This window comes from Actinoplanes sp. L3-i22, from assembly GCF_019704555.1.
In the GTDB taxonomy this organism is placed as follows: Bacteria; Actinomycetota; Actinomycetes; order Mycobacteriales; family Micromonosporaceae; genus Actinoplanes.
The window spans coordinates 7,861,091-7,887,054 of record NZ_AP024745.1 but is presented as its reverse complement, the minus strand read 5'-3'; the positions used below and the strand labels follow the sequence as shown (position 1 = coordinate 7,887,054).

The window sequence follows — 25,964 nt, the reverse complement described above, 5'->3', positions numbered from 1 at the left end:
CATGATCGATAGCTTGCGCGTCGCGGTGATCGGCGTCGGGAACAACACGTCGGCGCTGGTGCAGGGCCTCGCGTTCTACCGGAACACCGGCAGCCTGATCGGCATCGCCCGCCCCGAGGTGGACGGGCTCGCGGTCGGCGACGTCCGGGTGGTCGCCGCGTTCGCCCGCTCCGACGGCAAGGTCGGCAAGGACCTGCACGAGGCGATCTTCGCGGCGCCGAACAACTTCCCGCGCGTCGAGGCGGACCTGCCGCCGGCGGGCGTGACCGTGCAGCGCGGCCTGTTCGACGCGACCGGGATCGAGCGCATCGCCGGCGCGCTGACGGGCGCCGAGGTGGTGCTCTACTCGGCGCCGAGCGGTCGCCCGGAGATCGCGCTCGCCTACGCCGAGGCGGCGCTCGCGGCCGGGGCGGCGTTCGTCAACACCACCGCCGACCCGGTGGCCCGGGACGCCGGTCTGGCCGGGCGCTTCGCGGCCGCCGCGCTGCCGCTCATCGGCGACGACCTGGCCAGCCAGTTCGGCGTCTCGGTGCTGCACCGGACGCTGCTGGACCTGCTGGCGGCGCGCGGTCTCACGCTGGCCGGCTCGTACCAGGTCAACCTGGGTGGCACCGAGGACTTCCGCAACCTGGTGGCGAACCCGGACGCCAAGAAGCGGTCCAAGGCGAACGCTCTCGGCTCGGACCTGGTGGGGATCGCCCCGCTCGGGTACCTGCCGCACCTCGGCTCGCAGAAGATCGCCCACCTCAACATCGAGGCGCGGGGCTGGGCCGGGAGCGCGGTCAGCCTGGACGTCCATCTGAAGGTGCACGACCCGGCCGGCGCCGCCGGCGTCAACATCGACCTGGTCCGGCTGGCCGGCGCGGCGGTGCGGTCCGGCCGGGGCGGCTACCTGCCGGAGGCCGCGGCGCTGCTCAAGTCCCCACCGGGCACGGCGGTCTGAGCGCCGCTCACGGCAGCCGGAGGCGGGCCTGGATCGGCAGGTGGTCGCTCGGGTACTGGGTGCCGCCGCCGCGGTACGTGTTCATCAGGGTGGCCACCGCGCCGACGTCCGAGGTGGTCAGGATCCAGTCGTCGCGCTCCCCGTCCGGGATCAGCGCCTGGTAGTTGTGGATCGTCGCGTACGCCGGGCCCCGCAACGGCGCGCCGGTCCAGGTGTCCCGGAGGCCGCCCGCGCCGGTCAGGAGCCGGTGGACCGGGCTCGCCTCGCCCGGGCTGTTGAAGTCGCCGGTCAGCACCACCGGCAGCGGGTCGAACGCGGCGAGCCGCCGGAGGATCAGCTGGGCGCCGTGCTCGCGGGCGCTCTCGCTCATGTTGTCCAGGTGGGTGTTGACCGCGTAGAACCGCCGCCCGGTCCGCCGGTCCTCGAACAGCACCCAGGTGACCATCCGGACGTGGGCGGTGTCCCAGCTGCGCGAGGCCGGCACCTCCGGCGTGGTGGAGAGCCAGTAGTCGCCGGACCGGACCGGGCTCAACCGGGTGGTGTCGAAGAAGATCGCCATGTGTTCGCCCAGGTCACCGCCGTCCCGGCCCTTGCCGGTCCAGTCGTAGGCGGGGCCCAGGTCGGCCCGGATGTCGTTCAGCTGGAAGGTGAGCCCCTCCTGGGTGCCGATCAGGTCCGGCCGCTCGTCGCGCAGCAGGTCGCGCATCACCGGGCGCCGCTGCGCCCAGGTGTTGGACCCGACGCTGCTGGCGTACCGCAGGTTGAACGTCATCACGTCCAGATCGGAGGGCGCGGCCGGCCCGGCCAGAGCGTCCAGAACGGACGGACTCACCGGTACCGGTACCGGAGCCGGTGGTGCCGGTGCCGGAGCGGGCGCCGCGACCGGGTCACCGCGCAGGCAGGTGAACACGAGCGCGAGCAGCACCAATGGTCGGACCTTGCGGATCGGCACGGTCCGACGATAGCCGCCGCCGGGTCAGGGCCGGCCGGACAACCGGGCCGCCACGGCGTCCAGCAGCAGCTCCAGTGCGGACGGATAGGCGCTGTTCACCATCTCGGTGGCCAGCAGGGGAGCGGCCTCGGCGATGTGCGGGTGGCTGGTGGCCGGCAGATGTCCGTACGTCGATCGCCACACCTCGTCCTCGGCGCGCAGGGCCGCGTTGGGCAGGGCGAGCGAGGCCGCGTCGAGGGCGGCGAAGGCGAGCGTCTGGTCGATGAAGGCGTGGTACACCGGGACCGCCTCGGCGACCGGCAGATCGGCCGAGCGCAGCACGCTCAGCACCGCCTCGTCGGCGGCCAGCTCGTTGGCCCGCCCGGTGACCCGGCTGGTGGTCAGCACCGCGGCCTGCGGGTGCGCGACGTACGCCGCGTGGATCCGCATGCCGAGCCGGCGCAGGTCGGCCCGCCACGCGCCGGTCGGGGACCAGCCCTCCAGCGCCTGCCCGATCAGGGTGTCGCCGATCGCCAGGGTCAGGTCGTCCATGCCGCGGAAGTACCGGTACAGCGTGCTCGGGTCGCAGTCCAGCGCGAGGCCCAGCCGGCGGGCGCTCAGCCCGGTGCTGCCGTGCTCCCTGAGCAGGCGCAACGCCGTATCGATGATCAACTGCTCGGACAGCACCTTGCCGCTGCGCGTGGGCCGGCGCCGGCGCCGCCGTTCCTCGCTGACCACTGCCTTCGGCATCGCTCACCTCGACCTTCTTATGCCAACACAGTTGACCTTACGACCTCCGAGACAGTTTGATCTGTGCGGGGCCCCTGATAACTCTGGCGTTTGAAAGGCAAGGAAGGAGCAGGTCATGCGTGTCCTGCTGGTAGGTGCGGGCGGCGTCGGCACGGCGATCACACGGATCGCGGCGCGGCGCCGGTTCTTCGACGAGATGGTGGTGGCCGATTACGACCTGGGCCGGGCGCAAGCCGCGGTGGCATCGGTCGGTGACCCCCGCTTCCGCGCCGAACGGGTGGACGCGGCCGACCCGGCCGGCGTTGTCGAGCTGATCGGCCGGACCGGCTGTGACGTGCTGCTCAACGCCACCGACCCGCGCTTCGTGGTGTCGCTGTTCGAGGCGGCGCAGGAGTCCGGCGTGACATATCTGGACATGGCGATGTCGCTGTCCAAGCCGCACCCCGACGCGCCGTACCGGAAGACCGGCGTCAAGCTGGGCGACGCCCAGTTCGCCGAGCACACGGTCTGGGCGAGCAAGGGCGCCCTGGCACTGGTCGGCATGGGTGTCGAGCCCGGGCTCTCGGACGTCTTCGCCCGCTACGCGGCCGACGAGCTGTTCGACGAGATCGAGGAGATCGGCGTACGCGACGGCGGCAACCTGACCGTCGACGGCTACGAGTTCGCGCCCAGCTTCAACATCTGGACCACCATCGAGGAGTGTCTGAATCCACCGGTGGTGTGGGAGGCCGAGCGCGGCTGGTTCACCACCGCGCCGTTCAGCGAGCCGGAGATGTTCGACTTCCCCGAGGGGATCGGCCCGGTCCAGTGCGTGAACGTGGAGCACGAGGAGGTGCTGCTCATCCCGCGCTGGGTGGACGCCCGCCGGGTGACCTTCAAGTACGGCCTGGGCGAGGACTTCATCCGTACCCTGCGGACCCTGCACCAGATCGGCCTGGACAAGACCGACGGCGTGATCGTGCCCGGCCCGAACGGCCCGGTCACCGTGTCGCCGCGGGACGTGGTGGCGGCCAGCCTGCCCGACCCGGCGCAGCTGGGCAGCCGGATGCGCGGCAAGACCTGCGCCGGCACCTGGGTGACCGGCACCAAGGACGGCGTGCCGCGCGAGGTCTACCTCTACCACGTGGTCGACAACGAGTGGTCGATGGCGGAGTACGGCAGTCAGGCCGTGGTCTGGCAGACCGCGATCAACCCGGTGGTCGCCCTGGAGCTGGTCGCGACCGGCGCGTGGACCGGTGCGGGCGTGCTCGGCCCGGAGGCGTTCCCGCCGCGGCCGTTCCTGGATCTGCTCACCGCGTACGGCTCGCCCTGGGGCCTTCGTGAGCAGGCGGTGCCCGCTCCGGCGCCGGCCGGGGTGTGACCCCGGGGATCCGTCGATATTGACGGGTGTGCGGCGCGGAATTTGGTGAGAAGATCTCGGCATGAGGCGGCGTTCCTTGGCCGACGTCTTCAGCCGGCGTTACGACGAGTTCTTCCGTGACCGCACACCGATCCCCTTCGAGATCCTGACCCGCGACGGCGTCACCCGGTCGTACGGCGTCAGCGAGTCCACCCCGTCCAGGTTCCGCATCGTGGTCCGTGACGACGCGGGCCACGACGCGCTGGCGTCCCTCGATCAACTGCAGGTCGCTCTGGCGTACCTGGGTGGGCACGTCGACGTCGAGGGCGACCTCGGCGCGGCGCTCAACATGCGCAGGTTCTTCTCCGACTTCCATCCCGTCGCGTTCCTCGGCCGCTGGGCGCCGTCGCTGTGGCACGGCAAGACCGACCACGACCGGCGGGCCATCTCCCAGCACTACGACGAGGAGTCGGACTTCTTCCTGACCTTCCTCGACGAGCGGCACCGCTGTTACACCCAGGGCGTGTTCGCCGGCGACGACGAGCCGCTGGAGGACGCGGTCACCCGCAAGCTCGACATCGCGCTCGACGACCTGCAGGTCAAACCGGGTGACCGGGTGCTCGAGGTGGGCGGCGGCTGGGGCGCCTTCTCGGAGTACGCGGCCCGCCGCGGCATCGACGTGACAACTGTCACCCTGGCGGTCGAGTCCGAGCGGTTCCTCACCGACCTGTTCGCGCGGGAGAAACTGCCGGTCACCGTGGTGCGCGAGCACATCCTGCGGTATCGAACGGACGAACGCTTCGACGCGATCGTGAACATGGGCGTCACCGAGCACCTGCCGGATTACGAGGCGACCCTGAAGACGTACGCGCGGTTGCTCAAGCCCGGCGGGCGCGTCTATCTCGACGCGCTCGCGATGCGGCGCAAGCACACCGCGTCGACGTTCTTCAAGCAGTACGTCTACCCCGGCCGCTCGGCGCCGCTGCTGCTGCACCAGTACCTCCGCCAGGTGGCCCGGTCACCGTTCGACCTGCTCAGCGTGCAGGACGACCGGCACAACTACTACCTGACGTGCCGGGAATGGGCGAAGCGCCTGGACGACCGGCGGGAGGAGATCGTGGCCCGGTGGGGCGAGGAGCTCTACCGCCGGTTCCGGATCTTCCTGTGGGGGTCGGCGTCCGGTTTCGACACCCGGCTGGTGCAGGCGTACCGGTGGACCCTGCAGTACAACCCGGCGGAAACCGCCTGATCGGAAGCGGCCGCCCAGGTTACACCCCGACGTGTCATTCGTGACCACGCCGCGGGTGGGACCTGGCGCGGTCGCGTAAGGTCGGACGGGCCGTTCTGCGCCCTGTGGCGGCACTCACGATCGGAGCGTGCCGTGCCGCGTACCAGTGGAACCCAGCTCGAGCGCTTTCTGGCGACCTCCAGCGACGACGGATACGACGGCTTACGGCTGGTTCGCCTGCCGTTCGTACCGGAGCTGCTGATGCATCTCGCGGACGACGCGATCGTGCTCCAGGCGCGCCTGGAGATCCAGGCGGGGACGACGTTCTACCCGTTCTGGACGAATGCCTGGGCCGGCGGTCAGGCCCTGGCCCGGTACGTGCTGGACCATCCGGACCTGGTGACCGGGCGGCGGGTGCTCGACGTGGCCTGCGGCTGCGGGGTGGCCGGGATCGCCGCGGCCAAGGCCGGCGCGGCGTCGGTGACCTCGAACGACATCGATCCGTTCGCCTGCGCGGCGGCCGGGATGAACGCCGACGTGAACGGTGTGGGCCTACGGCTGGTCGAGGGGGACCTGCTCGACGGCGACGGCGGCGACGCGGAGGTGGTCCTGGTCGGGGACGTCTTCTACGACCGTGACCTGGCCGCCCGGATGGCCGGCTTCCTGCGCCGGGCGATGGCCCGCGGCGCGGCGGTCCTGGTCGGCGACCCGGGCCGGGGGCACGTTCCGGAGCACTGGCTGCAGCTGCTGCGCAGTTATCGGATCACCGGTCTGGGCGCGGCGGAGGACTCCGGGATCACCGAGGTTTCCGTCCTCGGGTCGGTTCGTTGAGCCCGCGTCGTGCTACGGTGACGGCGTTGCAACTTCTGGTTTCCTGAGACGTTCTCAAAACGCCTGATGGGCATCTCGGCCCGACAGGCGTTTTTTGTTTGTTCACATCGAGAAGTTCGCACCAAGATGTACCTGCAAGACCGGCTCCACCAGCACCAACATTCACCAGCACCAAGTAGTCAGCACGAAAATCGACAAGGAGTGGTCATGGCGACCGGCACCGTCAAGTGGTTCAACAGCGACAAGGGCTTCGGTTTCATCACTCAGGACGACGGCGGCCCCGACGTGTTCGCGCACTTCTCCGCGATCGCGACCTCCGGCTTCCGCAGCCTCGAGGAGAACCAGCGGGTGGAGTTCCAGGTCACCCAGGGTCAGAAGGGCCTGCAGGCGGAGAACATCCGTCCGCTCTGAAGTAAGAAAGCTGTCCGGTGACCCGGTTCGGGTCGCCGGGCTAGGTGGCGGCCGATCGCCACGGTCGAGATCCGCTACATTGGCGTGAGCTCCCGTGCCGGTCGGCCGCCTTCCAGTAAGGCCCGTCCTTCCGGACGGGCCTTACCCATATCAGCCGTTGGAAATGGTCGTCATCTCGTCACGGGGGACGACCTTCACGCGCTTGCGGCCGTGCGGCTCGCCGAGCGCGATCTCGTGTGCGTCCAGCTTCTGCCAGCCCTGCCAGGTCGTGTACGGCAGGCCCCGCTGCTCGAGGTAGGAGATCACCTCGGACGGGTCGTGCTGCGGCGCCTGCTGCAGCTTGTCCATGTCCGCGAGCAGGCTGGTGACGGTCTCGCCGGAGCAGCCCTTGGTGTGGCCGATCAGGCCGACCGGGCCCCGCTTGATCCAGCCGGCCACGTACATGCCGGGGATGTGCTCGCCGTCCAGGTCCAGGACCCGGCCGGCGGCGTGCGGGATGGTGCCGGTCTTGGTGTCGAACGGCAGGTCCGGCAGCGCGCTGCTGAGGTAGCCGACGGCGCGGTAGACGGCCTGGACCGGCCAGTCGGTGAACTCGCCGGTGCCGCGCACCCAGGCGTCGCCGGTCAGCTCCTGGGTCTCGGTGCGCAGGCCGACGACCTTGCCGTCCTCGCCGAGCACCTCGACCGGCGCCTGCAGGAAGTACAGGTGCAGGCGGCGCGGCCGGTCCCGCGGGTCGCGGACGGCCCAGTTCTGCAGAATGTCCACGCACATCTTGACGTGCCGGGTCTTGCGCATCGCCTCGAGGCTGCCCTCGTCGAACTCGATGCCCTCGGGGTGGATGATCACCTCGACGTTCGGCGAGTGGTCCAGCTCGCGCAGCTCCTGCGGGGTGAACTTGACCTGCGCCGGGCCACGCCGGGAGAACAGGTGCACGTCGGTCACCGGGCTGGCCTTGAGCGCCTGGTAGACGTTGTCCGGGATCTCGGTGACCAGCAGCTCGTCGGCGGTCTTGGCGAGGATCCGGGCCACGTCGATGGCGACGTTGCCGGCGCCGATCACGGCGACCTCGGTGGCCTCCAGGGGCCACTCGCGGGACACGTCCGGGTGACCGTTGTACCAGGAGGCGAAGTCGGCGCCGCCGAAGCTGCCCTGCAGGTCGATGCCCGGGATGTCCAGGGCCCGGTCCTTCTCGGCGCCGGTCGAGACGATCGTGGCGTCGTAGAAGCGGCTCAGCTCCTCCGGCTTGACGTCCACGCCGTACGCCACGTTGCCGATGAACCGGATGCGCGGGTTGTCGAGGACCCGGAACAGCGCGTTGATGATCTCCTTGATCCGCGGGTGGTCGGGTGCCACGCCGTACCGGATCAGGCCGTAGGGGGTGGGCAGCTTGTCGAGGATGTCGACGGTGACGTCCGGGTCGGCTTTGATGAGGTGGTCGGCGGCGTAGATGCCGGCTGGGCCGGCTCCGATGACGGCGACCCTCAGGGGGCGGTCCATGGCGCTTCCCTCACTCAACTCGTAGCAGCGAAACCCGCCCAGCCAAGATCGACCTCCGGGCGAACAGGAACTGTAAAACTTCAACCTAGGTTCAGATCAAGTTTCGTCCTGCCGGCCGGGATCCCGCCGAACCGGTGTTTGCGCAGCTAGAAGCGCTGGTAAGGCTCGCCTAATCTCTACGGAGAGTGAGGCGTTTCACGATTCTGTGTCCCCCGGAAGGACCGCGGTCTCGTTGTAGAACTTCTTGATCTTGCCGACCGCGGCCTCGAACCCGTCGAGATCCATCGGCTTGGTGACGAACGCGTTCGCGTGCCGCGTGTAGCTCGCGGTGATGTCCGGCAGCGCGGTCGACGTGGTCAGCACCACCACCGGGATGCTCTTGAGCTGGTCGTCGCCCTTCACCTCGGCCAGCACCTCGTGCCCGCTCATCCGCGGCATGTTGAGGTCCAGCAGGATCAGATCCGGACGGCGGGCCTCGGTGTACCGGCCCCGGCGGCGCAGGTACTCGATCGCCTCGCTGCCGTCGGCGACCCGGTGCACCTCCGGCGCGGGGCTGGCGGCCATCAGCGCTTCCTCGATCATCAGGGTGTCGGCGTCATCGTCGTCGACGATCAGGACGTCCAGGACGCGCTCGGTCTTTGCCATCGCGCAAATATATGGCACTCCTATCGCTCTGCTGGGGCGGCCTGCCGGAACGGCCCGCGCAATGCCGCCCATTGGAGCAGCATGATCGTCTTGGCGTCGGCGATCTCGCCGGTCTCGATCCGCTCCAGCGCGGTCGCGAACGGCAGCTCCACCGCGGCGATGTCCTCACCGTCGTCGGCCAGCCCGCCGCCCGGCCCGACCCGCGACGCCGCCGAATAGGGCGCCGCGAAACAGTGCACCCGCTCGGTGACCGATCCCGGACTCGTCCACACCGCGAAGACCGGCTCCAGCTCGCCGATCACCACGCCCAGCTCCTCGCTCGCCTCCCGCCGGATCGCGGCCGCCGGATCGTCCCCGTCCAGCAGGCCGGCGGCGGTCTCCACGAACATGCCGTCGGGGTGGCCGTTCACATACACCGGATAGCGGAACTGCCGGGTGAGCAGCACGGTCCGCCGCGCCGGGTCGTAGAGCAGGACGGTCGCGCCGTCGCCGCGGTCATAGGTCTCGCGCTGCTGCCGGCTCCAGCCGCCGTCGCGCCCCCGATAGTCATAGGTCGTCCGGCGGAGCACGTGCCACGCCGTGGCGAGCAGCTCCACCTCCCGCACCACGACGTCCGGATTGCCGGCCAGGTCGCGGCCCGCCCGGTCCAGGCCGGTGCGCCCGCGGGCGTCAGGGGTGTCGATGCCGGGTTGTGCGGTCATGGGGCTAATCTAGGTCAGGAAACACGCAACAGTCGACAACAATGAGGAGAAACACGGATGCTGGCCGCGGAGCGACGCGATGTGCTGCTGGCCCACCTGCGGTCCGACGGCAAGGTGGTCGCCAAGGAGATCGCCGCCCGGCTCGGCGTCACCGAGGACATGATCCGGCGGGACCTGCGCGAGCTCGCCGCCGCCGGCCTCTGCCAGCGGGTCTACGGCGGCGCCCTGCCGGTCTCGCCGGCCGCCGCCGACTACGCCACCCGCACCACGGTCGCCACCTCCAGCAAGGAGCGCGTCGCCGCGGCCGCCGCCGAGCTGATCCGCCCCGGCAGCACGATCCTGCTCGACGGCGGGACCACGGCACTGGCGGTGACCGCCGCCCTGCCCGACGATCTCTCCGCGACAATCGTCACGCACAGTCCCACGGTCGCGGCGGCCCTGGTGGCCCATCCGACGGTCGACGTCTACGTCCTGGGCGGCCGCCTCTTCAAACACTCCGCCGTGACCTGCGGCGCGGCGACAGCTGAGGCCGCCCTCAGGGTCTCCGCCGACGTGTTCCTGCTCGGCGTGACGGGGGTGCACCAGGAGGCCGGCCTCACCACCGGTGACGCCGACGAGGCGGCCATGAAGCGGACCCTGGCCTCACGCGCCGCGGAAACCTACGTGCTGGCCAGCGCGGAGAAGATCGGCACGGCCTCGCCGTTCACGGTCCTGCCGCCGGCCGAGGTCACCGGCATCGTCACCGACGCCGACCCGGATCATCCGGCGTTGCGGGCGCTGCGCTCGGCGGGCGTCGCGATCATTCCGGCCTGAATTCAAATTCTTCATTGCCTCGGCTGCGGCCAATAACTGATCGTCGCTCCCGCGGGGACCCTTCCGGGCCTCGCAAGGGCGCGGGGCGCCCAGAACACGAGACCCGCAAGGGCGACGTCCGAGGGTGGGCACGGTTTACCCCAAAACCCGAACGGCCACCGGGGCTGTCTCGGCTCCGAGGGCGGTTGCGCGCTACCCCAAGATCCGAACCCGTGGGAGTTATCCACACTGCAGCGTCATCCACAGGCCACCAGCATGATCTTGGCGAATCACGCGACAATTACGTCAGAGGAGGTGGCCCCCCTTAGGGAGGGCGGGCCCTTTTTTTTTACCCGCTTCTTGGCCCTATGGCTGGTGAAAACGGTCGTTTCGTGCGGTTTGGAACCAGCGGGTGGCTTGTGCTCTTGGCAGCTGTTGGGGCTGCGTTCGCGGCTCGCGGCTCGCGGCTCGCGGCTCGCGGCTTGCGGCTCGCGGCTCGGGGCTTGCGGCTTGCGGCTTGCGGCTCGCGGCTCGCGGCTCGGGGCTTGCGGCTTGCGGCTTGCGGCTTGCGGCTCGGGGCATGCGGCTCGGGCATGCGGCTCGGCGGCTGGCGGGGCTCGAGGTTTGGTGTGGCGGGACTGCGGGGGTGAGCTGGGTGGTCGTTATGCTGGCGCGAGCCGAAAATGGGGGGCCGGGTTGGGGCGCACGACCGTGCAGGACGTCGCGCGTGAGGCCGGGGTCTCGGTGTCGACCGTGTCGCGGGCGCTGACCGGGGGGACCGTCAGTGCGGCCACCCGGGAGACCGTGCTGGAAGCGGCGAATAGGCTCGGCTACCGGGTGAACCGGGCGGCCCGGGGGCTGATCACCGGCCGTACCGGAAATCTGGGGTTGATTGTTCCTGATCTTCGCAATCCGTTCTTCGCGGACGTGGCGAAGGGGGTCAGCGCGCGGGCCCGGGCGGTAGACCACGGGGTCTTCATCGCGGACACCGACGAGGACCCGGTGGCCGAGCTGGAGGCGATCGCGACGCTCGGGCGGAACACCGACGGACTGCTGTTGTGCTCGCCGCGGGCCTCGGACGCGGAGATTCTCGCCGCGGCCGACCCGGCGACGACGGTGCTGCTGCATCGGCGGGTGCCCGGGATGTCGTCCGTGGTGGCGGACATCGCGGACGGGATCCGGCAGGCCGTCGAGCATCTGCGGGCGCTGGGGCACGAGCGGATCGCGTACGTTCCCGGCCCCGCGGACTCCTGGGCGGCGCGCCGGCGGGTCGAGGCGCTGTCCGGTCTGTCGATCGCGGCGCTGGGGGCGGTGGCGCCGACGTTCGAGGGCGGGCTGCTCGCCGGAGATCTGCTGCTGGCCGGCCCGGCCACGGCCGTGATCGCCTACAACGACCTGGTCGCGCTCGGCGTGCTGCACCGGCTGGCGGCCCGGGGCGCGGCGGTGCCTCAGCAGGTCAGCGTGGTCGGGTTCGACGACGTGAGCCTGGCCGCGATGAGTCATCCGCCGCTGACCAGCGTCGCCGTGCCGAAGGGCCGGGCCGGGGTGGTCGGGCTGGACCTGCTGCTCGGCCGCAGCGGGGTGACCGGCGGCGAGGTGGTGCTGCCGACCGGCCTGGTCGTGCGGGCCTCCTCGGGCGTGGCCCCGTTGTCCACAGGCGGTCAGTAGGGGAGTGCGGAGCGCACGTCCCAGGCCGTAGCATCGCCCGGTGCGAAATCGACGGGTGCTGCTAGCCGGGCTGTTGAGCCTGCTCATGATCGGCGCGTGCTCCAGGTCGAAGGGCGAGGAGCCGGTCGACTTCGTGGCCGGGCCGTCCGCCGCCGTGTCCGCCGGTGCCGGGCTGCCGGCGCCGTCGTCGGCCGTCCCGTCGTCGGTCGCGCCGTCGCCGTCCGCGTCGAAACCGGTCAAGGAGACGACCCTGCCCAAGCCCGGCAACCCGGGCGGCAGGGCGTCGATCCCGGCCGCGGCCAAGCCGGTCGACACCCGCAAGCCGGACCGGACGATCGGCACCGGCGCCCCGGCGAGCTGCACCTCCGCCGCGGTGGTGAAGGCGGTCGCGGCCGGCGGCATCGTCACGTTCGACTGCGGCCCGGCGCCGGTCACCATCACCATGACCGCCACCGCCAAGGTGAAGAACGCGCACTCGACGCTCGTGCTCGACGGCGGCAGCAAGGTCACGCTCAGCGGTGGCGGCAAGCGCCGGATCCTGTACATGAACACGTGTGACCAGGCGCAGGGCTGGACCACCTCGCACTGCCAGGATCAGGACACACCCCGCATGACGATCCAGAACATGGCGTTCAGCAACGGCAACAGCACCGGCGACAAGACCGAGGGCGGCGGCGGGGGCGCGATCTTCGTCCGCGGCGGGCATCTCAAGGTGATCAACTCACGGTTCACCGGCAACAAGTGCGACCGGACCGGGCCGGACCTGGGCGGCGCCGCGATCCGGGTGCTGGACCAGGGCGGGGACACGCCGGTCTACGTCGTCGGCAGCACGTTCACCGGCGGGGTCTGCTCGAACGGGTCCGCGTTGAGCAGCATCGGGGTCTCCTGGACCGTGCTGAACAGCTACTTCTCCGGGAACTCGGCGGTCGGCAAGGGGGCGAACCCGGCCCGCTCCGGCACCACCGGCGGCGGCAGCGGCGGCGCGATCTACAACGACGGCGACAGGATGACGCTGACCCTGGACGGCACGGTGATCACCGGCAACAAGGCGGTCGAGGGCGGCGGCGCGATCTTCTTCGTCAGCAACGACCGCACCGGCACGGTCGTGATCCGGAACTCGACGCTGCGGAAGAATCCGAGCGCCGGGTTCGAGACCACGGGGCTGCCCGGCATCTTCTACCTGGGTTCCGGCAACCCGAAGATCAGCGGCTCGAAGCTCTCCTGACCCGGCCGCGCGCGGGCCGGGCGAGGGGCGGCTGCGCGCCTCAGGTGACCGCGCCGAGCTGCCAGGGGACGAACTCGTCGCGGCCCAGGTCGAGGTCCTCGCTCGCGGTGAGCCGGCCGGAGGCCACCGCCAGGATCGTCTCGAAGATCTCGTCGCCGGCCGCGTCGATCGTCGTCGTGCCGGTGACGATGCCGCCGGTGTCCAGGTCCATGTCGTCGCGCATCCGCTCGAAGACCTCCGAGTTCGTCGCGATCTTGATGACCGGGGCGGGTTTGCCGCCCAGCACCGAGCCGCGCCCGGTGGTGAAGCAGACGACCGTCGCCCCGCCCGCGACCAGCCCGGTCACCGACACCGGGTCGTAGCCGGGGGTGTCCATGAAGGCGAATCCCGGCGCGGTGATCCGCTCCGCGTACTCGTAGACCGCGGACATCGGCGCCGCGCCGCCCTTGGCCACCGCGCCCAGCGACTTCTCCAGGATCGTGGTCAGCCCGCCGGCCTTGTTGCCCGGGGACGGATTGTTGTCCAGGGTGCCGCCGCCGGCCTCGACGTACTTGTGCCACCAGGCGATCCGGTCGAGCAGCCGCTGGCCGACCTCCCGGCTGACCGCCCGCCGGGTGAGCAGATGTTCCGCGCCGAACACCTCGGGCGTCTCGGCCAGCACGCTCGCGCCGCCCTGGGCGACGAGCAGGTCGGAGGCGCGCCCGAGGGCCGGGTTCGCGGTGATCCCGGAGTAGCCGTCGGAGCCGCCGCAGTTCAGGCCGAGGATCAGCGCCGACGCCGGGACCGTCTCGCGGCGCCGCTCGTTCAGCTGTCGCAGCAGCGAGCGCACCACCTCGGTGCCGGCCCGGACGGTGGCGCGGATGCCGCCGGTCTCCTGGATGGTCATCCGCTCGATCAGCGTGTCGGCGGGCGCGTCCAGGTCGGCGAGCAGCGTCTCGACGCCGAGCATCTCGCAGCCGAGTCCGAGAACGATCAGGCCGCCGATGTTCGGGTGGGTCGCGTACCCGCGCAGCGTGCGCCGCAGGATCTGCCCGCCCTCGCTGGCCGGGACCATCCCGCAGCCGGAGTCGTGGGCGAGCGCGACCACGCCGTCCACCTGCGGATACAGGTCCATGATCGGGCCGCGGAACTGGTCGGCGATCATCCGGGCGGTCGAGGCGGAGCAGTTGACCGAGGTCACGATGCCCACGTAGTTCCGCGTCCCGACCGCGCCGTTCGCCCGCTTGAACCCCTGGAACGTCCGCACCTCGGCGGCCGGCGGGATGGCGACGACCCCGGTCCCGAACTCGTAGTCGTGCTCGACCGCGTCCATGCCGAGGTTGTGCGCGTGCACGTGCTCACCGGCCCGGATCGGCACCGTCGCCCGCCCGATGACCTGACCGTATTTGTGGATCTGTGCCCCCGTGGCCAGATCCCGCAGCGCGATCTTGTGCCCGCGCGGCACCGGCGCCGCGACGGTCAGATCGCCGTCGTCGTGCCGCAGCGTCCGCCCCCCGGCCAGGTCCTCGGTGGCGACGGCGACGTCATCGCCGTCCCTCAGCAGCAACGCCACATTCCGCAGGGCGGCGGGCTCGGCACGATCCGGCATGGGGCCTTCCTAGCGTCCGCTGAAAAATACTGGAAACGTTTCCATCGACCATCCTGGCACGCCACCGGACCCCTGAAAACCCATCCGCCGCCGCCGGGCCGCTGCCACTCACCCTCAATTCCGCTTTGGTACGTCGTCAGCCCCGCCCGTCCGTGGCATCCGTCGCAAGGCCGCGACCACCCCAGGCCCGGCCGCGCCCCGCTCGCGGGCTGGTGCGCAGGGCTGTCAAAACCCTCTCGAAGCAGCCCTGCGCACCAGCCGAAGGCCCGCGCCCGCGGCTGGGCCGGGAGTGGGCGCGGCCTTGCGGGGTTGCGCCGAGGGTGGCGCTGAGCCGAGGGTGGCGCTGAGCCGAGGGTGGCGCTGAGCCAAGGGCGGGCCTGAGCCGTGGGTGGGGCCGGCTGGTGCTGAGGGTTGTCAAAGCCCTCTTGAAGCGACCCTGAGCGCCAGCCGGCGGGCCTTGCCCGCGGCTGAGCCGGGAGTGGTCGCGGCCTTGCGGGGGCTTGCGCGGACGGGGCGGGGTCAGCGCAGGGGCGGGGTGCTGTCGCGCAGGATGACCTCGGTCGGGACGGTGACCGTTTCGCGGGTGTCCGAATCCAGGGCGGTACGCAGCGCCCGATGGCCCATCTCGTGCAGGGGGACGCGGACCGTGGTCAGGGTCGGCGTGACGTCCTCGGCCGGGGCGATGTCGTCGAAACCGGCCACCCCGACGTCCCGCCCGGGGGTCAGCCCGGCCGCCCGCAGCGCGGACATCACCCCGATCGCCATCACGTCGGTGACCGCCACGATCGCCTCGATGCCGTCCAGCCCGCCGGCGATCAGCCGACCGGCGGCCGCCTCGCCGCCGTCGCGGCTGAACTCGGCCGGGACCGGCACCGGCGGCGCCAGGCCGGCGTCGCGCAGCGCGGCGGTGAACCCGTCCCGGCGTTCGCGGGAGGTGAGCAGCCGGTCGTCGCCGTGGACCAGGGCGAACCTGCGGTAGCCCCGCTCGATCAGGGCCGTCGCGAGCTGGTGGGCGCCGCCGTGGTTGTCGACCGCCAGGGTGGCGAACGGCAGCTGCGGCTGGGTCAGCAGCGCGATCCGGCCGCCGGCGGTGCGGTAGGCCTCCAGCTCGGCGATCAGGTGCGGGGCGGACGGCGCGCCCTCGACCCGGGTGCCGGCGATCAGGATCGCGCGGGGGCGCTGGCCGCGCAGGGTGCGGACGATCTGCAGCTCGAGATCGGGGGAGTGATCGGAAACGGCCAGCGTGAGGATGATCCCGGCCTCTTCGGCGGCCGCGCCGGCGCCGGCCGCGATCGTCACGAAGTACGGGTCGTCGACGCCGTTCACGACCAGCGCGGCGGTGCCGTTGGAACCCTTCGCGATCGCCTGCGCGGGGAGGTCCGGCAGGTAGCCGAGCCGGGCGGCGGCGGCCTGGACGCGGTCGGCGTTCTCCCGGCGTACGCTGCGGTCGCTGCCGTTGAGCGCGCGGGACGCGGTCGCGTAGGACACGCCGGCCTCGCGCGCGACGTCGTGCAGCGTCACCCGTCGCCGCCTCGGACCCTGCTCCACGGCGCCGATTGTGCCAGCAACCCGTGATCGCACACCCCCGCCACGGACAGTATTCTCAGCGCTGCAGTAAGGAGCGGCGCTGCAGTAGGAAACGGCGCTGCAGTCGGGGAGGGGGAGGTGTGCCGCATCCGGCCAGGCCGACCGTGACCCTCCACGACGTCGCCCGCGCGGCCGGCGTCTCGCTGGCCACCGCCTCCCGCGTGCTGGGCGGCAGCGCCCGCAAGGTCGCCGCCGAGTACGAGCGCAAGGTGCTGGCCGCCGCCGCCGAGCTGAACTACACGCCGGACCTGTCGGCGCGGGCGATGCGCGGCCCGACCGACACCGTCGCCCTGGTCGCCGACGATCTGACCACCCCGTCGATCGGCCTGGTCGTCGCCGCGATGGAGCGCCAGGCCCGCACGGTCGGGGCGTTCGTCAGCGTGGCGCAGACCCGGGGCGTCCCGGAGCGGCAGTTCGACACGGTACGGACGTTGTGCGCGTTCCGCCCGCGGGCGCTGGTGCTGACCTCGACCCGGGTCGAGGGGACCGCCCGGAACGTCCGGCTGATCGAGGAGCTGCGCGCCTACCAGCGCAACGGCGGCCGGGTGGTGATCTACGGCAGCGTGGATCTGCCGTTCGACTCGGTCCGCTTCGACGACCGGACCTCGGCGCGGCTGGTCGGCGAGCACCTGGCCACCACCGGGCACCGGAAGATCCTGATCCTGTCCGGTACGCCGGATCGGGCGTTCGCCGCGGAACGGCAGGCCGGCTTCGAGGCGGGCCTGGCCGCGCACGGGGTCCGTGCCGTCCGGGCGGTGGAGTGCGAGGTCAGTCGCCAGGGCGGCTACCAGGCGGTGCTGGACGCGCAGGCCGGCGGCGGTCTGGACGGCGTCGACGCGATCGTCGCGGTCAACGACGTGGTGGCGATCGGGGCGCTGTCGGCGTGCCGGGACGCCGGGATCGCCGTGCCGGGGCAACTCTCGGTGACCGGCTTCGACGACGTGCCGCTGGCCTCCGACCTGACCCCGCGCCTGGCGACGCTGGCCCTGCCGCACGCGGCGAGCGGCGCCCGGGCAGTGCAGATGGCGCTCGCCGACGCGGACGGGCTCGACGGGCGCGAGCCGTTGCGTGCGGAAGACGAAGGCGGGCGCGAGCCGTTGCGTGCGGAGGGCGAAGGCGGGCGCGAGCCGCTGCGCGAGGTGATCGTGGGCCGGTTCATCGCCCGGGAGAGCTGCGCCCCACGCCTCTGAGCAGCGGGGCGGGTGCTCCGGCCGTACCCAAGCAAAGATTTATGTATTGATGAGTTTGTTGTGATCTCGCGGAAACACTTGACGGGTGGCCCGCGCCACACCCAGACTTTGGAATACGTTTTCCCGCAACGATGGGGGTCGGTGTGAGCAGTCTTGGCGAACTCCGGCGACTCGGCACCGCCTCGGCCGGCCCGCCGCGCAAGCGGGACAACCGGGCCGCGTTCTTCTTCCTGTCCCCCTGGTTCGCCGGGCTGATTCTGATCACCGCGGGGCCGGTCGCCGCGTCGTTCGTGCTCGGGTTCACCGACTACAACCTGATCCAGCCGCCCGAGTTCAACGGGCTGGCGAACCTGCGGCGGATGCTCACCGACGAGCGGCTGCACCACGCGCTCGGCGTCACCTGCACGTACGTCTTCGTCTCGGTCCCCCTGCAGCTCGCCTTCGCCCTCGGCCTCGCGCTGCTGCTCGACCGGGGGATGCGCGGGCTCGCCTTCTACCGCTCGGTGTTCTACCTGCCCAGCCTGCTCGGCAGCAGCGTGGCGATCGCGGTCCTGTGGCGGCAGATCTTCGGCGCGGACGGCCTGGTCAACCAGGCTCTGCAGGTGTTCGGGGGGAGCGGCCGGAGCTGGATCTCCGACCCGGGCACGGCGCTGTCCACCTTGATCGTGCTGAACGTCTGGACGTTCGGCGCCCCGATGGTGATCTTCCTGGCCGGCCTGCGGCAGATCCCGGCGATGTACTACGAGGCGGCGGCCGTCGACGGCGCGTCCAGGGCGCGTCAGTTCCGCAGCATCACGCTGCCGCTGCTGTCCCCGATCATCTTCTTCAACCTGGTCCTGCAGATCATCCACGCGTTCCAGTCGTTCACCCAGGCGTTCGTGGTGTCCGGCGGCACCGGCGGCCCGTCCGACTCGACCATGTTCTACACGCTCTACCTGTACCAGCGCGGCTTCCACAGCTTCGACATGGGATACGCGTCGGCCCTGGCGTGGCTGCTTCTGGTCATCATCGCGATCTTCACCGCGATCAACTTCTGGGCCTCGAAGCGATGGGTCTTCTACGATGACTGACCTCAGGGAACGGGTGGCCCCGGCCGTGCTGGCGACGCCGGCGATCCGGCCCCGCACCAGGCTGAGCAGCGTGGGCAAGCACGTCGGCTTGTGCCTGCTGGCCCTGGTCATGCTGTATCCGGTGCTGTGGATGGTGGTCAGCTCGCTGCGGCCGAACAACGAGATCTTCCGCTCGCCGGGCCTGGCCCTGAGCGGGCTGCGGATCGCGAACTACAGCGAGGGCTGGAACGCGCTGGCCTCCCCGTTCGGGCACTACCTGATCAACTCGGCGATCGTGGTGGCCGGCTGCGTGATCGGGAACCTGGTGTCCTGCTCGCTCGCGGCCTACGCGTTCGCCCGGCTGGAGTTCTCCGGCAAGCGGGTGTTCTTCGCGATCATGCTCGGCACCATCATGCTGCCGATCCACGTGATCATCGTGCCGCAGTACATCCTGTTCTCGCAGCTCGGCTGGATCAACACGTTCCTGCCGCTGGTGGTGCCGAAGTTCCTGGCCACCGACGCGTTCTTCGTGTTCCTGATGGTCCAGTTCATCCGCGGGCTGCCGCGCGAGCTGGACGAGGCGGCCCGGATCGACGGCGCCGGGCATCCGCTGATCTTCCTGCGGGTGGTGCTGCCGCTGATGGTCCCGGCGCTGGCCACCACCGCGATCTTCACGTTCATCTGGACCTGGAACGACTTCTTCAGCCAGCTGATCTACCTGACCGATCCGGACAAGTACACCGTCCCGGTGGCGCTGCGCTCCTATGTCGACGCGACCGTGTCGACGAGCTGGGGCTCGATGTTCGCGATGAGCGTGGTGTCGCTGCTCCCGGTCTTCCTCGCGTTCCTGCTCGGCCAGCGCTTCCTGATCAAGGGCATCGCCACCACCGGCATCAAGTAGCAAACCCGAACTTCAAGATCATTTATTGGGTACGGATCGAAGGATGTGTCTCGAGTATGAAACGATTCACGCACCGATTCTCTCGTCGCGAGGCCCTCCTGATGGGCCTGTCCCTCTCCGCAGGCGCGGCGCTGGCCGCCTGCGGTGGCAGCGGTGGCGGTGACGCCGGCGGGGAGATCTCCGACAAACCGGTCACCCTGCGGTTCACCTGGTGGGGCTCGGACGCCCGGCACAAGCGCACCCAGCAGGTCATCGACGCGTTCACCAAGGCTCACCCGACCATCACGATCAAGGGCGAGTTCAAGGACTGGAACGGCTACTGGGACGCCCTCGCGACCACCGTCGCCGCCAACGACGCCCCGGACGTCATCCAGATGGACGAGCTCTACCTGGCGTCGTACGCCGAACGGGGTGCTCTTCTCGATCTGAAGACCGCGGACAAGCACCTGACCACGGCGGACTTCGACACGAAAGCATTGGCCACCGGGGCGATCGGCGACAAACAGTACGGCGTCCCGACCGGCCTGGCGGCGTACTCGTTCGTGGCCAACACCGACCTGCTCGACAAGTACCAGGTGACCCTGCCCGACGACGCGACCTGGAGCTGGGACGACCTCAAGACCGTCGCCGCACAGATCTCCAAGGCCTCCGGCGGCAAGGTCACCGGCACCCAGTCGCTCGGCTTCGACATCGGCGGCGTCAACGTCTGGGCCCGTCAGCACGGCGCCACCCTGTACTCGCCGGAGGGCAAGGTCGCGCTCCCGCCGGACGTGCTCGCGTCGTTCTGGCAGTTCCAGCTGGACCTGGCCAAGGACGGCAGCGCACCGCAGGCGTCGGTCACCGTCGAGCGGGCCGGCGCGGCCCTCGACCAGTCCGGCACCGCGACCAACGCCTCCGCCCTCGGCACTTGGTGGAACAGCCAGCTGACCTCGCTCGCCGCGGCCAGCGGGCAGAAGCTGAAGCTGCTCAAGCTGCCGGGGGAGTCGCAGGCCACCACGCCGGGCGCGTACTACAAGCCGTCGATGTTCTGGTCGGTCTCGTCCCGGTCGAAGCAGCCCGCCGAGGCGGCGCTCTTCGTGGACTTCCTCGCGAACAGCGAGGCGGCCGCGGAGATCCTGCAGACCGACCGCGGGGTCCCGGCGAACACGAAGATCCGGTCGGCGCTGGTGCCGAAGCTGACCGCCACCGACAAGGCGGCGGCGGAGTACCTCGACGCGATCAAGGTGGGTGACTCGCCGCGGGTCACGCCGAAGGGCGCCAGCGACGTGGAGCAGATCCTCAAGCGGTACACCGAGGACGTGCTGTTCGCGCGGAAGACTCCGGCGGACGCGGCGACCGGGTTCGTCAAGGAGCTGCAGGCCGCGATCGATGCCGCATGAGGTACCGCGCGGCGATCGTGGGGACGGGGGCGATCGCGACCGCTCATGCCGAGGCGCTGCGGGCGCATGCCGGCCGGGTCGAGCTGGTCGCGGTGGTGGACCTGGTGCCCGAGCGGGCCCGGGCCTTCGCCGAGTCCTGGGGAAACGTCGAAACATATCGCGATTTGACCGTTTTGTTGGCCGCGGAGCAGTTGGACCTGGTCCACCTGTGCACGCCGCCGTCGACCCATGCGTCGATGGCTCAGGAGTGCCTGCGAGCTGGGGTTTCGGTACTGGTCGAAAAGCCGCCGACTCTTTCGCTTCGCGAAATAGACGCTATATCCGAAATTTCGGACCGGGTGGGCACGATCTTTCAACACCGATTCGGTACGGGCGCCGTCCGCCTCCGCGAACTGATCAAGCGCGGTGACCTGGGCCGCCCGCTCCTGGCCACCTGCCACACCCTGTGGTTCCGCGACGACGCCTACTACCGGGTCCCCTGGCGTGGCCGATGGGCGACCGAGGGCGGCGGCCCGACCATGGGCCACGGCATCCACCAGTTCGACCTGCTGCTCTCCATCCTCGGCCCGTGGGAGCGGATCTCCGCGATCGCCGCCCGCCGGTCCCGCCCGGTCGAGACCGAGGACGTCTCGATGGCCCTGGTCGAGTTCGCCGACGGCACCGTCGCCTCGGTGGTCAACTCGGTCGTCTCGCCCCGCCAGACGTCCGCGCTGCGCTTCGACTTCGAGCACGCCACCGTCGAGTTGGAGCACCTCTACGGGTACAGCGACGCCGACTGGACGATCACCCCGGCTCCGACGTACGACGACCTCGCGCGCCTGTTCCCCCGGGACAGCACCGCGCGGAGCGGGCACGCCGACCAGCTGGCCGCCGTGCTGGACGCGCTCGACGCCGGCGAGCCACTGCCGGTCACCCTCGCCGAAACCCGCCTGACCATGGAGTTCATCGCCGCGCTCTACGCCTCGGCGGCCACCGGGAAGCCGGTCCGCCGGGGCGAGATCGGCCCGGACCACCCCTTCGCCGCCGCCATGAACGGAACCGGGATCAGATGGCAGAACTACGCGTCGACCACGCCCTCGAACGGTCGGTGACGGTCTCCGCCGGGGACGTGCCGCTCTGCACGTACGTCTACCGGCCGGACACCGTCCGACTCGAATCGCCGAAGCCCTATCTGCACCCGATCCGGACCCTCGCCGGGGATCTCGTCTCGCTGTTCCGGCCGCACGACCACGTGTGGCACAAAGGGATCGCCTGGTCCCTGCCGTACGTCGGCGAGCACAATTTCTGGGGCGGGCCGACCTATGTGCACGGCCGGTCCTACGTGCAGCGGCCGAACAACGGCAGCGCCGTGCACCGGGCCTTCCGCACCCTGGCCGGGAATGTCCTGGCGCACCACCTGGACTGGATCGCGGAGGGCGGGACCACGGTGCTCACCGAGGAGCGTCGGCTCACGTTCGCGGTGCTCGACGACGTGAGCTGGGTGCTGACGTTCGCGACGTCGCTCACCAACGTCTCCGGCGAGGCGCTGGCCTTCGGATCGCCGACCACGAAAGGCCGGGAGAACGCCGGGTACGGCGGACTGTTCTGGCGCGGGCCACGCTCCTTCACCGGCGGGACGATCCAGTCGCCGACCGCGAGGGGCGGTGACGAACTGCGGGGCGAGCGCGCCGCGTGGTTCGCGTTCCGTGGCCGGCACGACGGCAACGACCATCGGTCGACGGTCCTGATGGTCGACGACCCGGCGAATCCGCACCACCCGCCGCAGTGGTTCGCCCGCAGCGAGGAGTTCGCCTGCCTCAACCCGGCCCCGTTCTTCAGTGAGGAGCTCGACCTGCCCGACGGCGGGACGGTCGGCTTCCGCTACGCGGTGGTGATCGCCGCCGGGGACCCCGACGCGGAGACGCTGGCCGAGCAGGGGCGATCCGCGCTGCGCACGGCGGCGACGCCGTGACCACGTTCCCGGGCGGCACCTCGGTGACCCGGGTCGCCGTGTACGACGGCGGCGGCACTCCCCACCTGCACACCACGTCCACCGAGGCGTACGTCGTGATCGGCGGAACCGGCGCGGTCCAGACGCTCGACCCGTCCGGCTTCCGCGAGACGCCCCTGGCGGCGGGCAGCACCGTCTGGTTCACCCCGGGCGTCATCCACCGCGCGATCAACCACGGCGGCCTGGAGCTGATCGTGGTGATGTCGAACGCCGGGCTGCCCGAGTCCGGCGACGCGGTGATGACCTTCCCGCCGGAGGTGGTCGGCGACCCGGAGCGCTACCGGTCGGCGGCGACGCTCGTCCCGCCGGTCACCGAGGACCGGGTGCGGGCCCGCCGGGCGCTCGCGCTGGACGGCTTCGAGCGGCTCCGGACGGACGGGCTGGACGTCTTCTACGCGCGGGCGGCCGCGCTCGTCCGCCCGCGGATCGACCAGTGGCGGGCGATCGTCGCCGCCCAGCCGCCGCGGTCCGACGCCGTGCTCGACGCGCTCGCCGGTGGGGACGCTCGCCACCTGTGGGAAGCGGGCGTGTTCAGTGCGCCGGAGAGTGCGAGCCGGGGGTGGGGGATGTGCGGACGGCTGGGTGCTCACGACGTACGGAATCCGGAAGGTTTTGATCGATGACCTTCGCCCGTGCCGGCGGCCCGGTCCACCTGATCGGGGACGGCGCGGCCCGGCCCCGGAGGCGTGACCGATTCAGACCAGGATGATCGGGTTGGTGAGTGCCGCCGGGTGACCGCTCGGGTGACGGATCTCCACGCGCACGAGCTCCGCGCGGCCCGACCAGGTGATCGGCTCGCCGCTGATCGGCACGGCGAGCACCGGCCCGCACTCGGTGTGGACGGTGACCTCGCCGGCCGGCACGCCGGTGACCCGCAGCTCGACGACGGCCGGAGCCCCGCCGGTGGCCAGGATCTCGCCGATCCCGGCGACGTGGCCGCCGGCGCGTGCGGTGAACGACAGGTCCACCGCGGCGGATCCGGCGATCCAGCAGTGGCCGGCCCGGAGCGCGGCGAGCACGGCCGCGGCGCTGAGCTCGCCGGCCCGCACGACCGTCTGCGGCGTGCCGATCTGATCCCGTAGGTGGACGTCGCTGTTCCCGATCGCCGGCCGCCACGAGCCGGCCCGGACGCCGGCCGGGAGGGCGCGTCCCCAGTCGGCCAGCGCGGCCTCGTTGTCGGCGTTCCACGGCAGGTCGGAGGTCCATCGCCCGTTCCAGACCTCGACCAGGTCGAACCCGTCGAGCGGGCCGGTGAACGTGCCCCCGGGATACGGCGCGTGCGGGTGGGCCACGACGCGCAGCACGTCCGGCCCCAGCGCCAGCCAGTGACCGCCCGGGGTGAGGTTCTCCCGACCGGGAATGACCAGCAGATCGTCGTCGGTGACCGGCCACTCGGCGGGCCGGTCGTGCTCGGTGACCGCGATGACGTCGAGGCCGCACGCGCGGGCCGCCACGGTGATCTCGGCCGGCGTCAGCTCCCCGCCGTGGGACCGGTTCGTGTGAACGTGAAAGTCACCCCGGTACCAGGACATTCACCGATCGTATCGATCTATGATCACGGCTTTGCGGATCGTGGGACCGACGGGGGAGTGCCGAGTGAGTGTGCCCAGGTGGATACGGTATTCCGTCGGGCCGGTCCTGGTGGCCGGGCTGGTGGCGTACGGGCTGCTCGGCAGCCGGTACTTCCCGGAGAAGGCGAAGACCGGGCCGGAGGCGATCGGCGAGTGCCGGGTCAAGCCGGACACCGTCCGGGACATCCGCAAGGAGCAGATCCTGCTGCAGGCGCCCCCGCCGGACCGGTTCAGCGAGGTGGACGACCACCAGCTGCAGTGCGCGACGCCGGCGCTGGCCGCGGTGATCCGGCCACTGACCGGGGTGCTCTCCGGCGACGAGGTCCGGGACTTCTACGCCGACCTGGCCGAACGCTCCGGCTGGCGCACGATCGGCCGCGGCGACCACGTCTACGCGGCGCTGAAGGACGCGGACGGCGGCTGCCCGTGGTGGTTCGTCGTGGATCCGGCGAGCTACGGCTTCGACCTGCGCGTCAGCTACCTCCCCACCGGCGTCTCCGCCGACGAGTGCACCTGGAAGTCCTGATCAGCGCGGGACCAGGATCGGGACTCGGCGGAGGGCGGTGGCCAGGACGCCGCTGACCGTCACGAAGAGGGTGGCCAGGGCGATCACGGCCGGCCAGGCGCCGGCGGACCACGCCGTACCGGAAAGGCTCCCGAAGAGGGACGACCCGGCGTAGTAGGCGAAGAGATAGAGGGACGCCGCCTGGGCGGCGGGCACGCCGCCGGCGTGCGCGCGGACCGGGACCCACCCGCTGGCCAGGCCGTGCACGCAGAAGAACCCGGCGGTCAGCACGGCCAGGCCGGTGACCAGCACCGGCAGGTTGTCCGGGAGGGTGAGCAGCAGCCCGAGGACCATCAGCACCGACCCGAACGGCAGCACCGCCCGCCGCCCGAACCGGTCGGCGAGCCGGCCGGCGACGGTGGAGCTGAGCGTGCCGACCGGGTAGACCAGGAAGACCGCGCCGGCCGCCGCCGTGCCGAGGCCGAACGGCGCGCCGGTCAGGCGGAAGCCGATCGTGTTGTAGACGGCGACGAACGCGCCCATCGCGCACGCGCCGACCGCGTAGAGGCTGAGCAGCGCCGGGTCGGCGAGTGCCCGCCAGGTCATCGCCGCCGACGGCCGGCGGACGAAGTTCCGGGACTTCGGCAGTGTGGCCAGCACGAACGCGGCGCAGAGCAGGCCGATCCCGGCGACCGCGGCGAGCGCCCAGCGCCACCCGAAGGCCTGTGCGACCGTGCCGGTGACCAGCCGGCCTGCCATGCCGCCCAGCGCCGTGCCGCCGATGTAGAGGCCGGCCACCCGGGCCTGGACGTCGCCGGGCAACTCCTCGCGCAGGTAGGCGGTCGCCACCGCGGGCAGGCCGGCGAGCGTGATCCCCTGCAGCAGCCGCAGGGCGAGCAGCGTGTGCCAGCCGGGCGCGACCGCGCAGGCGAGCCCGACCAGCGCGGACAGGGTCAGCGAGAGGTGGATCAGCGGGGTGCGGCCGATCTTCTCGGACAGCGGGCCGGTGATCAGCAGCGCCACCCCGAGACCGACCGTGGCCAGCGACAGCGACCAGGCGCTCTGCGCCGGGGTGACGCCGAACGCGGCGGACAGCTCCGGCAGCACCGCCTGGGTGCTGTAGAGCAGGGCGAACGTCGCGACACCGGCGGCGAACAGGGCGAACGAGGTGCGTCTCACCGCCCTACCGTGGTCCGGAACTGCTCATACGTCCAATGCATCACCATCATCAAACCCATGCGCT

Annotated in this window: 25 protein-coding genes; 16 read left to right on the top strand and 9 right to left on the bottom strand. The window is 71.1% G+C overall.

Annotation, left to right across the window (positions count from 1 at the left end; genetic code table 11):
• Position 1 precedes the first annotated feature (1 nt).
• Positions 2–943 carry an inositol-3-phosphate synthase gene (locus tag L3i22_RS35460; RefSeq protein ID WP_221321847.1) on the top strand — a complete coding sequence of 314 codons (942 nt, stop codon included), beginning with the start codon at positions 2–4 and terminating at the stop codon, positions 941–943.
• A gap of 7 nt (positions 944–950) precedes the next feature.
• On the opposite strand, the gene L3i22_RS35455 is transcribed toward L3i22_RS35460, so the two are convergent.
• Both L3i22_RS35455 and L3i22_RS35450 read right to left on the bottom strand, forming a co-directional pair.
• Positions 951–1,895: an endonuclease/exonuclease/phosphatase family protein gene (locus L3i22_RS35455; protein WP_255657400.1), complete on the bottom strand. Its 945-nt coding sequence runs from the start codon at positions 1,893–1,895 to the stop codon at positions 951–953.
• Between the two features lie 24 nt (positions 1,896–1,919).
• Positions 1,920–2,624 (bottom strand): TetR/AcrR family transcriptional regulator, encoded by a 705-nt coding sequence (locus L3i22_RS35450; RefSeq protein ID WP_221321846.1) that lies wholly within the window; start codon positions 2,622–2,624, stop codon positions 1,920–1,922.
• Between the two features lie 115 nt (positions 2,625–2,739).
• On the opposite strand from L3i22_RS35450, the gene L3i22_RS35445 reads away from it, so the two are divergent.
• The 4 genes from L3i22_RS35445 to L3i22_RS35430 all read left to right on the top strand — a co-directional run bounded on the left by L3i22_RS35445 (position 2,740) and on the right by L3i22_RS35430 (position 6,433).
• Entirely contained in the window at positions 2,740–3,984 is a 1,245-nt protein-coding gene (locus L3i22_RS35445; protein ID WP_221321845.1) for a saccharopine dehydrogenase family protein, read from the top strand.
• A 61-nt stretch (positions 3,985–4,045) separates the two neighbouring features.
• Positions 4,046–5,212: a class I SAM-dependent methyltransferase gene (locus tag L3i22_RS35440; protein WP_221321844.1), complete on the top strand. Its 1,167-nt coding sequence runs from the start codon at positions 4,046–4,048 to the stop codon at positions 5,210–5,212.
• Positions 5,213–5,344: 132 nt separating this feature from the next.
• On the top strand, positions 5,345–6,022 hold the full coding sequence (locus tag L3i22_RS35435; protein ID WP_255657399.1) for a methyltransferase: 678 nt from the start codon (positions 5,345–5,347) through the stop codon (positions 6,020–6,022).
• A 207-nt stretch (positions 6,023–6,229) separates the two neighbouring features.
• Positions 6,230–6,433, top strand: a complete 204-nt coding sequence (locus tag L3i22_RS35430; protein ID WP_203683803.1) for a cold-shock protein — start codon at positions 6,230–6,232, stop codon at positions 6,431–6,433.
• A 150-nt stretch (positions 6,434–6,583) separates the two neighbouring features.
• Here L3i22_RS35430 and L3i22_RS35425 read toward each other — a convergent pair whose 3' ends face one another.
• From L3i22_RS35425 to L3i22_RS35415, 3 genes are all read right to left on the bottom strand, one after another.
• Positions 6,584–7,930, bottom strand: coding sequence for an FAD-dependent oxidoreductase (locus tag L3i22_RS35425; protein ID WP_221321843.1), 1,347 nt, complete (start codon positions 7,928–7,930; stop codon positions 6,584–6,586).
• A 195-nt stretch (positions 7,931–8,125) separates the two neighbouring features.
• On the bottom strand, positions 8,126–8,575 hold the full coding sequence (locus L3i22_RS35420; protein ID WP_221321842.1) for a response regulator: 450 nt from the start codon (positions 8,573–8,575) through the stop codon (positions 8,126–8,128).
• 20 nt (positions 8,576–8,595) lie between these two features.
• Positions 8,596–9,276, bottom strand: coding sequence for an NUDIX domain-containing protein (locus L3i22_RS35415; RefSeq protein ID WP_221321841.1), 681 nt, complete (start codon positions 9,274–9,276; stop codon positions 8,596–8,598).
• A gap of 57 nt (positions 9,277–9,333) precedes the next feature.
• On the opposite strand from L3i22_RS35415, the gene L3i22_RS35410 reads away from it, so the two are divergent.
• The 3 genes from L3i22_RS35410 to L3i22_RS35400 all read left to right on the top strand — a co-directional run bounded on the left by L3i22_RS35410 (position 9,334) and on the right by L3i22_RS35400 (position 12,961).
• Positions 9,334–10,089, top strand: coding sequence for a DeoR/GlpR family DNA-binding transcription regulator (locus tag L3i22_RS35410; RefSeq protein WP_221321840.1), 756 nt, complete (start codon positions 9,334–9,336; stop codon positions 10,087–10,089).
• A 675-nt stretch (positions 10,090–10,764) separates the two neighbouring features.
• A complete protein-coding gene (locus L3i22_RS35405; RefSeq protein ID WP_221321839.1) occupies positions 10,765–11,736 on the top strand; it encodes a LacI family DNA-binding transcriptional regulator in 972 nt (323 codons plus the stop codon).
• A gap of 85 nt (positions 11,737–11,821) precedes the next feature.
• The gene (locus L3i22_RS35400; protein WP_221330312.1) at positions 11,822–12,961 is read left to right on the top strand and encodes a hypothetical protein; all 1,140 of its coding nucleotides are present in this window, start codon (positions 11,822–11,824) and stop codon (positions 12,959–12,961) included.
• A 40-nt stretch (positions 12,962–13,001) separates the two neighbouring features.
• Here L3i22_RS35400 and L3i22_RS35395 read toward each other — a convergent pair whose 3' ends face one another.
• Positions 13,002–14,549, bottom strand: coding sequence for a UxaA family hydrolase (locus L3i22_RS35395; RefSeq protein ID WP_221321838.1), 1,548 nt, complete (start codon positions 14,547–14,549; stop codon positions 13,002–13,004).
• A 519-nt stretch (positions 14,550–15,068) separates the two neighbouring features.
• A complete protein-coding gene (locus L3i22_RS35390) occupies positions 15,069–16,097 on the bottom strand; it encodes a LacI family DNA-binding transcriptional regulator (protein WP_221321837.1) in 1,029 nt (342 codons plus the stop codon).
• Positions 16,098–16,240: 143 nt separating this feature from the next.
• Between L3i22_RS35390 and L3i22_RS35385 the strand changes: the two genes are divergently transcribed.
• The 7 genes from L3i22_RS35385 (at position 16,241) to L3i22_RS35355 (ending at position 23,268) form a co-directional block, all read left to right on the top strand.
• Positions 16,241–17,326 carry a LacI family DNA-binding transcriptional regulator gene (locus L3i22_RS35385; protein WP_221321836.1) on the top strand — a complete coding sequence of 362 codons (1,086 nt, stop codon included), beginning with the start codon at positions 16,241–16,243 and terminating at the stop codon, positions 17,324–17,326.
• Positions 17,327–17,469: 143 nt separating this feature from the next.
• Positions 17,470–18,396, top strand: a complete 927-nt coding sequence (locus L3i22_RS35380; protein ID WP_255657398.1) for a carbohydrate ABC transporter permease — start codon at positions 17,470–17,472, stop codon at positions 18,394–18,396.
• Positions 18,389–19,276, top strand: coding sequence for a carbohydrate ABC transporter permease (locus L3i22_RS35375; protein WP_221321834.1), 888 nt, complete (start codon positions 18,389–18,391; stop codon positions 19,274–19,276). The genes L3i22_RS35380 and L3i22_RS35375 overlap by 8 nt, the downstream gene beginning before the upstream one ends.
• Before the next feature lie 56 nt (positions 19,277–19,332).
• Entirely contained in the window at positions 19,333–20,655 is a 1,323-nt protein-coding gene (locus L3i22_RS35370) for an ABC transporter substrate-binding protein (RefSeq protein ID WP_221321833.1), read from the top strand.
• Positions 20,652–21,746, top strand: a complete 1,095-nt coding sequence (locus L3i22_RS35365; RefSeq protein ID WP_221321832.1) for a Gfo/Idh/MocA family protein — start codon at positions 20,652–20,654, stop codon at positions 21,744–21,746. Before L3i22_RS35370 ends, L3i22_RS35365 begins: the two co-directional genes overlap by 4 nt.
• Positions 21,704–22,606, top strand: coding sequence for a PmoA family protein (locus tag L3i22_RS35360; protein ID WP_221321831.1), 903 nt, complete (start codon positions 21,704–21,706; stop codon positions 22,604–22,606). The genes L3i22_RS35365 and L3i22_RS35360 overlap by 43 nt, the downstream gene beginning before the upstream one ends.
• On the top strand, positions 22,603–23,268 hold the full coding sequence (locus tag L3i22_RS35355; protein WP_221321830.1) for a cupin domain-containing protein: 666 nt from the start codon (positions 22,603–22,605) through the stop codon (positions 23,266–23,268). The genes L3i22_RS35360 and L3i22_RS35355 overlap by 4 nt, the downstream gene beginning before the upstream one ends.
• Before the next feature lie 72 nt (positions 23,269–23,340).
• Here L3i22_RS35355 and L3i22_RS35350 read toward each other — a convergent pair whose 3' ends face one another.
• Entirely contained in the window at positions 23,341–24,177 is an 837-nt protein-coding gene (locus L3i22_RS35350) for a PHP domain-containing protein (RefSeq protein WP_221321829.1), read from the bottom strand.
• A gap of 64 nt (positions 24,178–24,241) precedes the next feature.
• Between L3i22_RS35350 and L3i22_RS35345 the strand changes: the two genes are divergently transcribed.
• Positions 24,242–24,742: a hypothetical protein gene (locus L3i22_RS35345; RefSeq protein ID WP_221321828.1), complete on the top strand. Its 501-nt coding sequence runs from the start codon at positions 24,242–24,244 to the stop codon at positions 24,740–24,742.
• On the opposite strand, the gene L3i22_RS35340 is transcribed toward L3i22_RS35345, so the two are convergent.
• Positions 24,743–25,900, bottom strand: a complete 1,158-nt coding sequence (locus tag L3i22_RS35340) for an MFS transporter (protein WP_221321827.1) — start codon at positions 25,898–25,900, stop codon at positions 24,743–24,745.
• Positions 25,901–25,964: the final 64 nt, after the last annotated feature.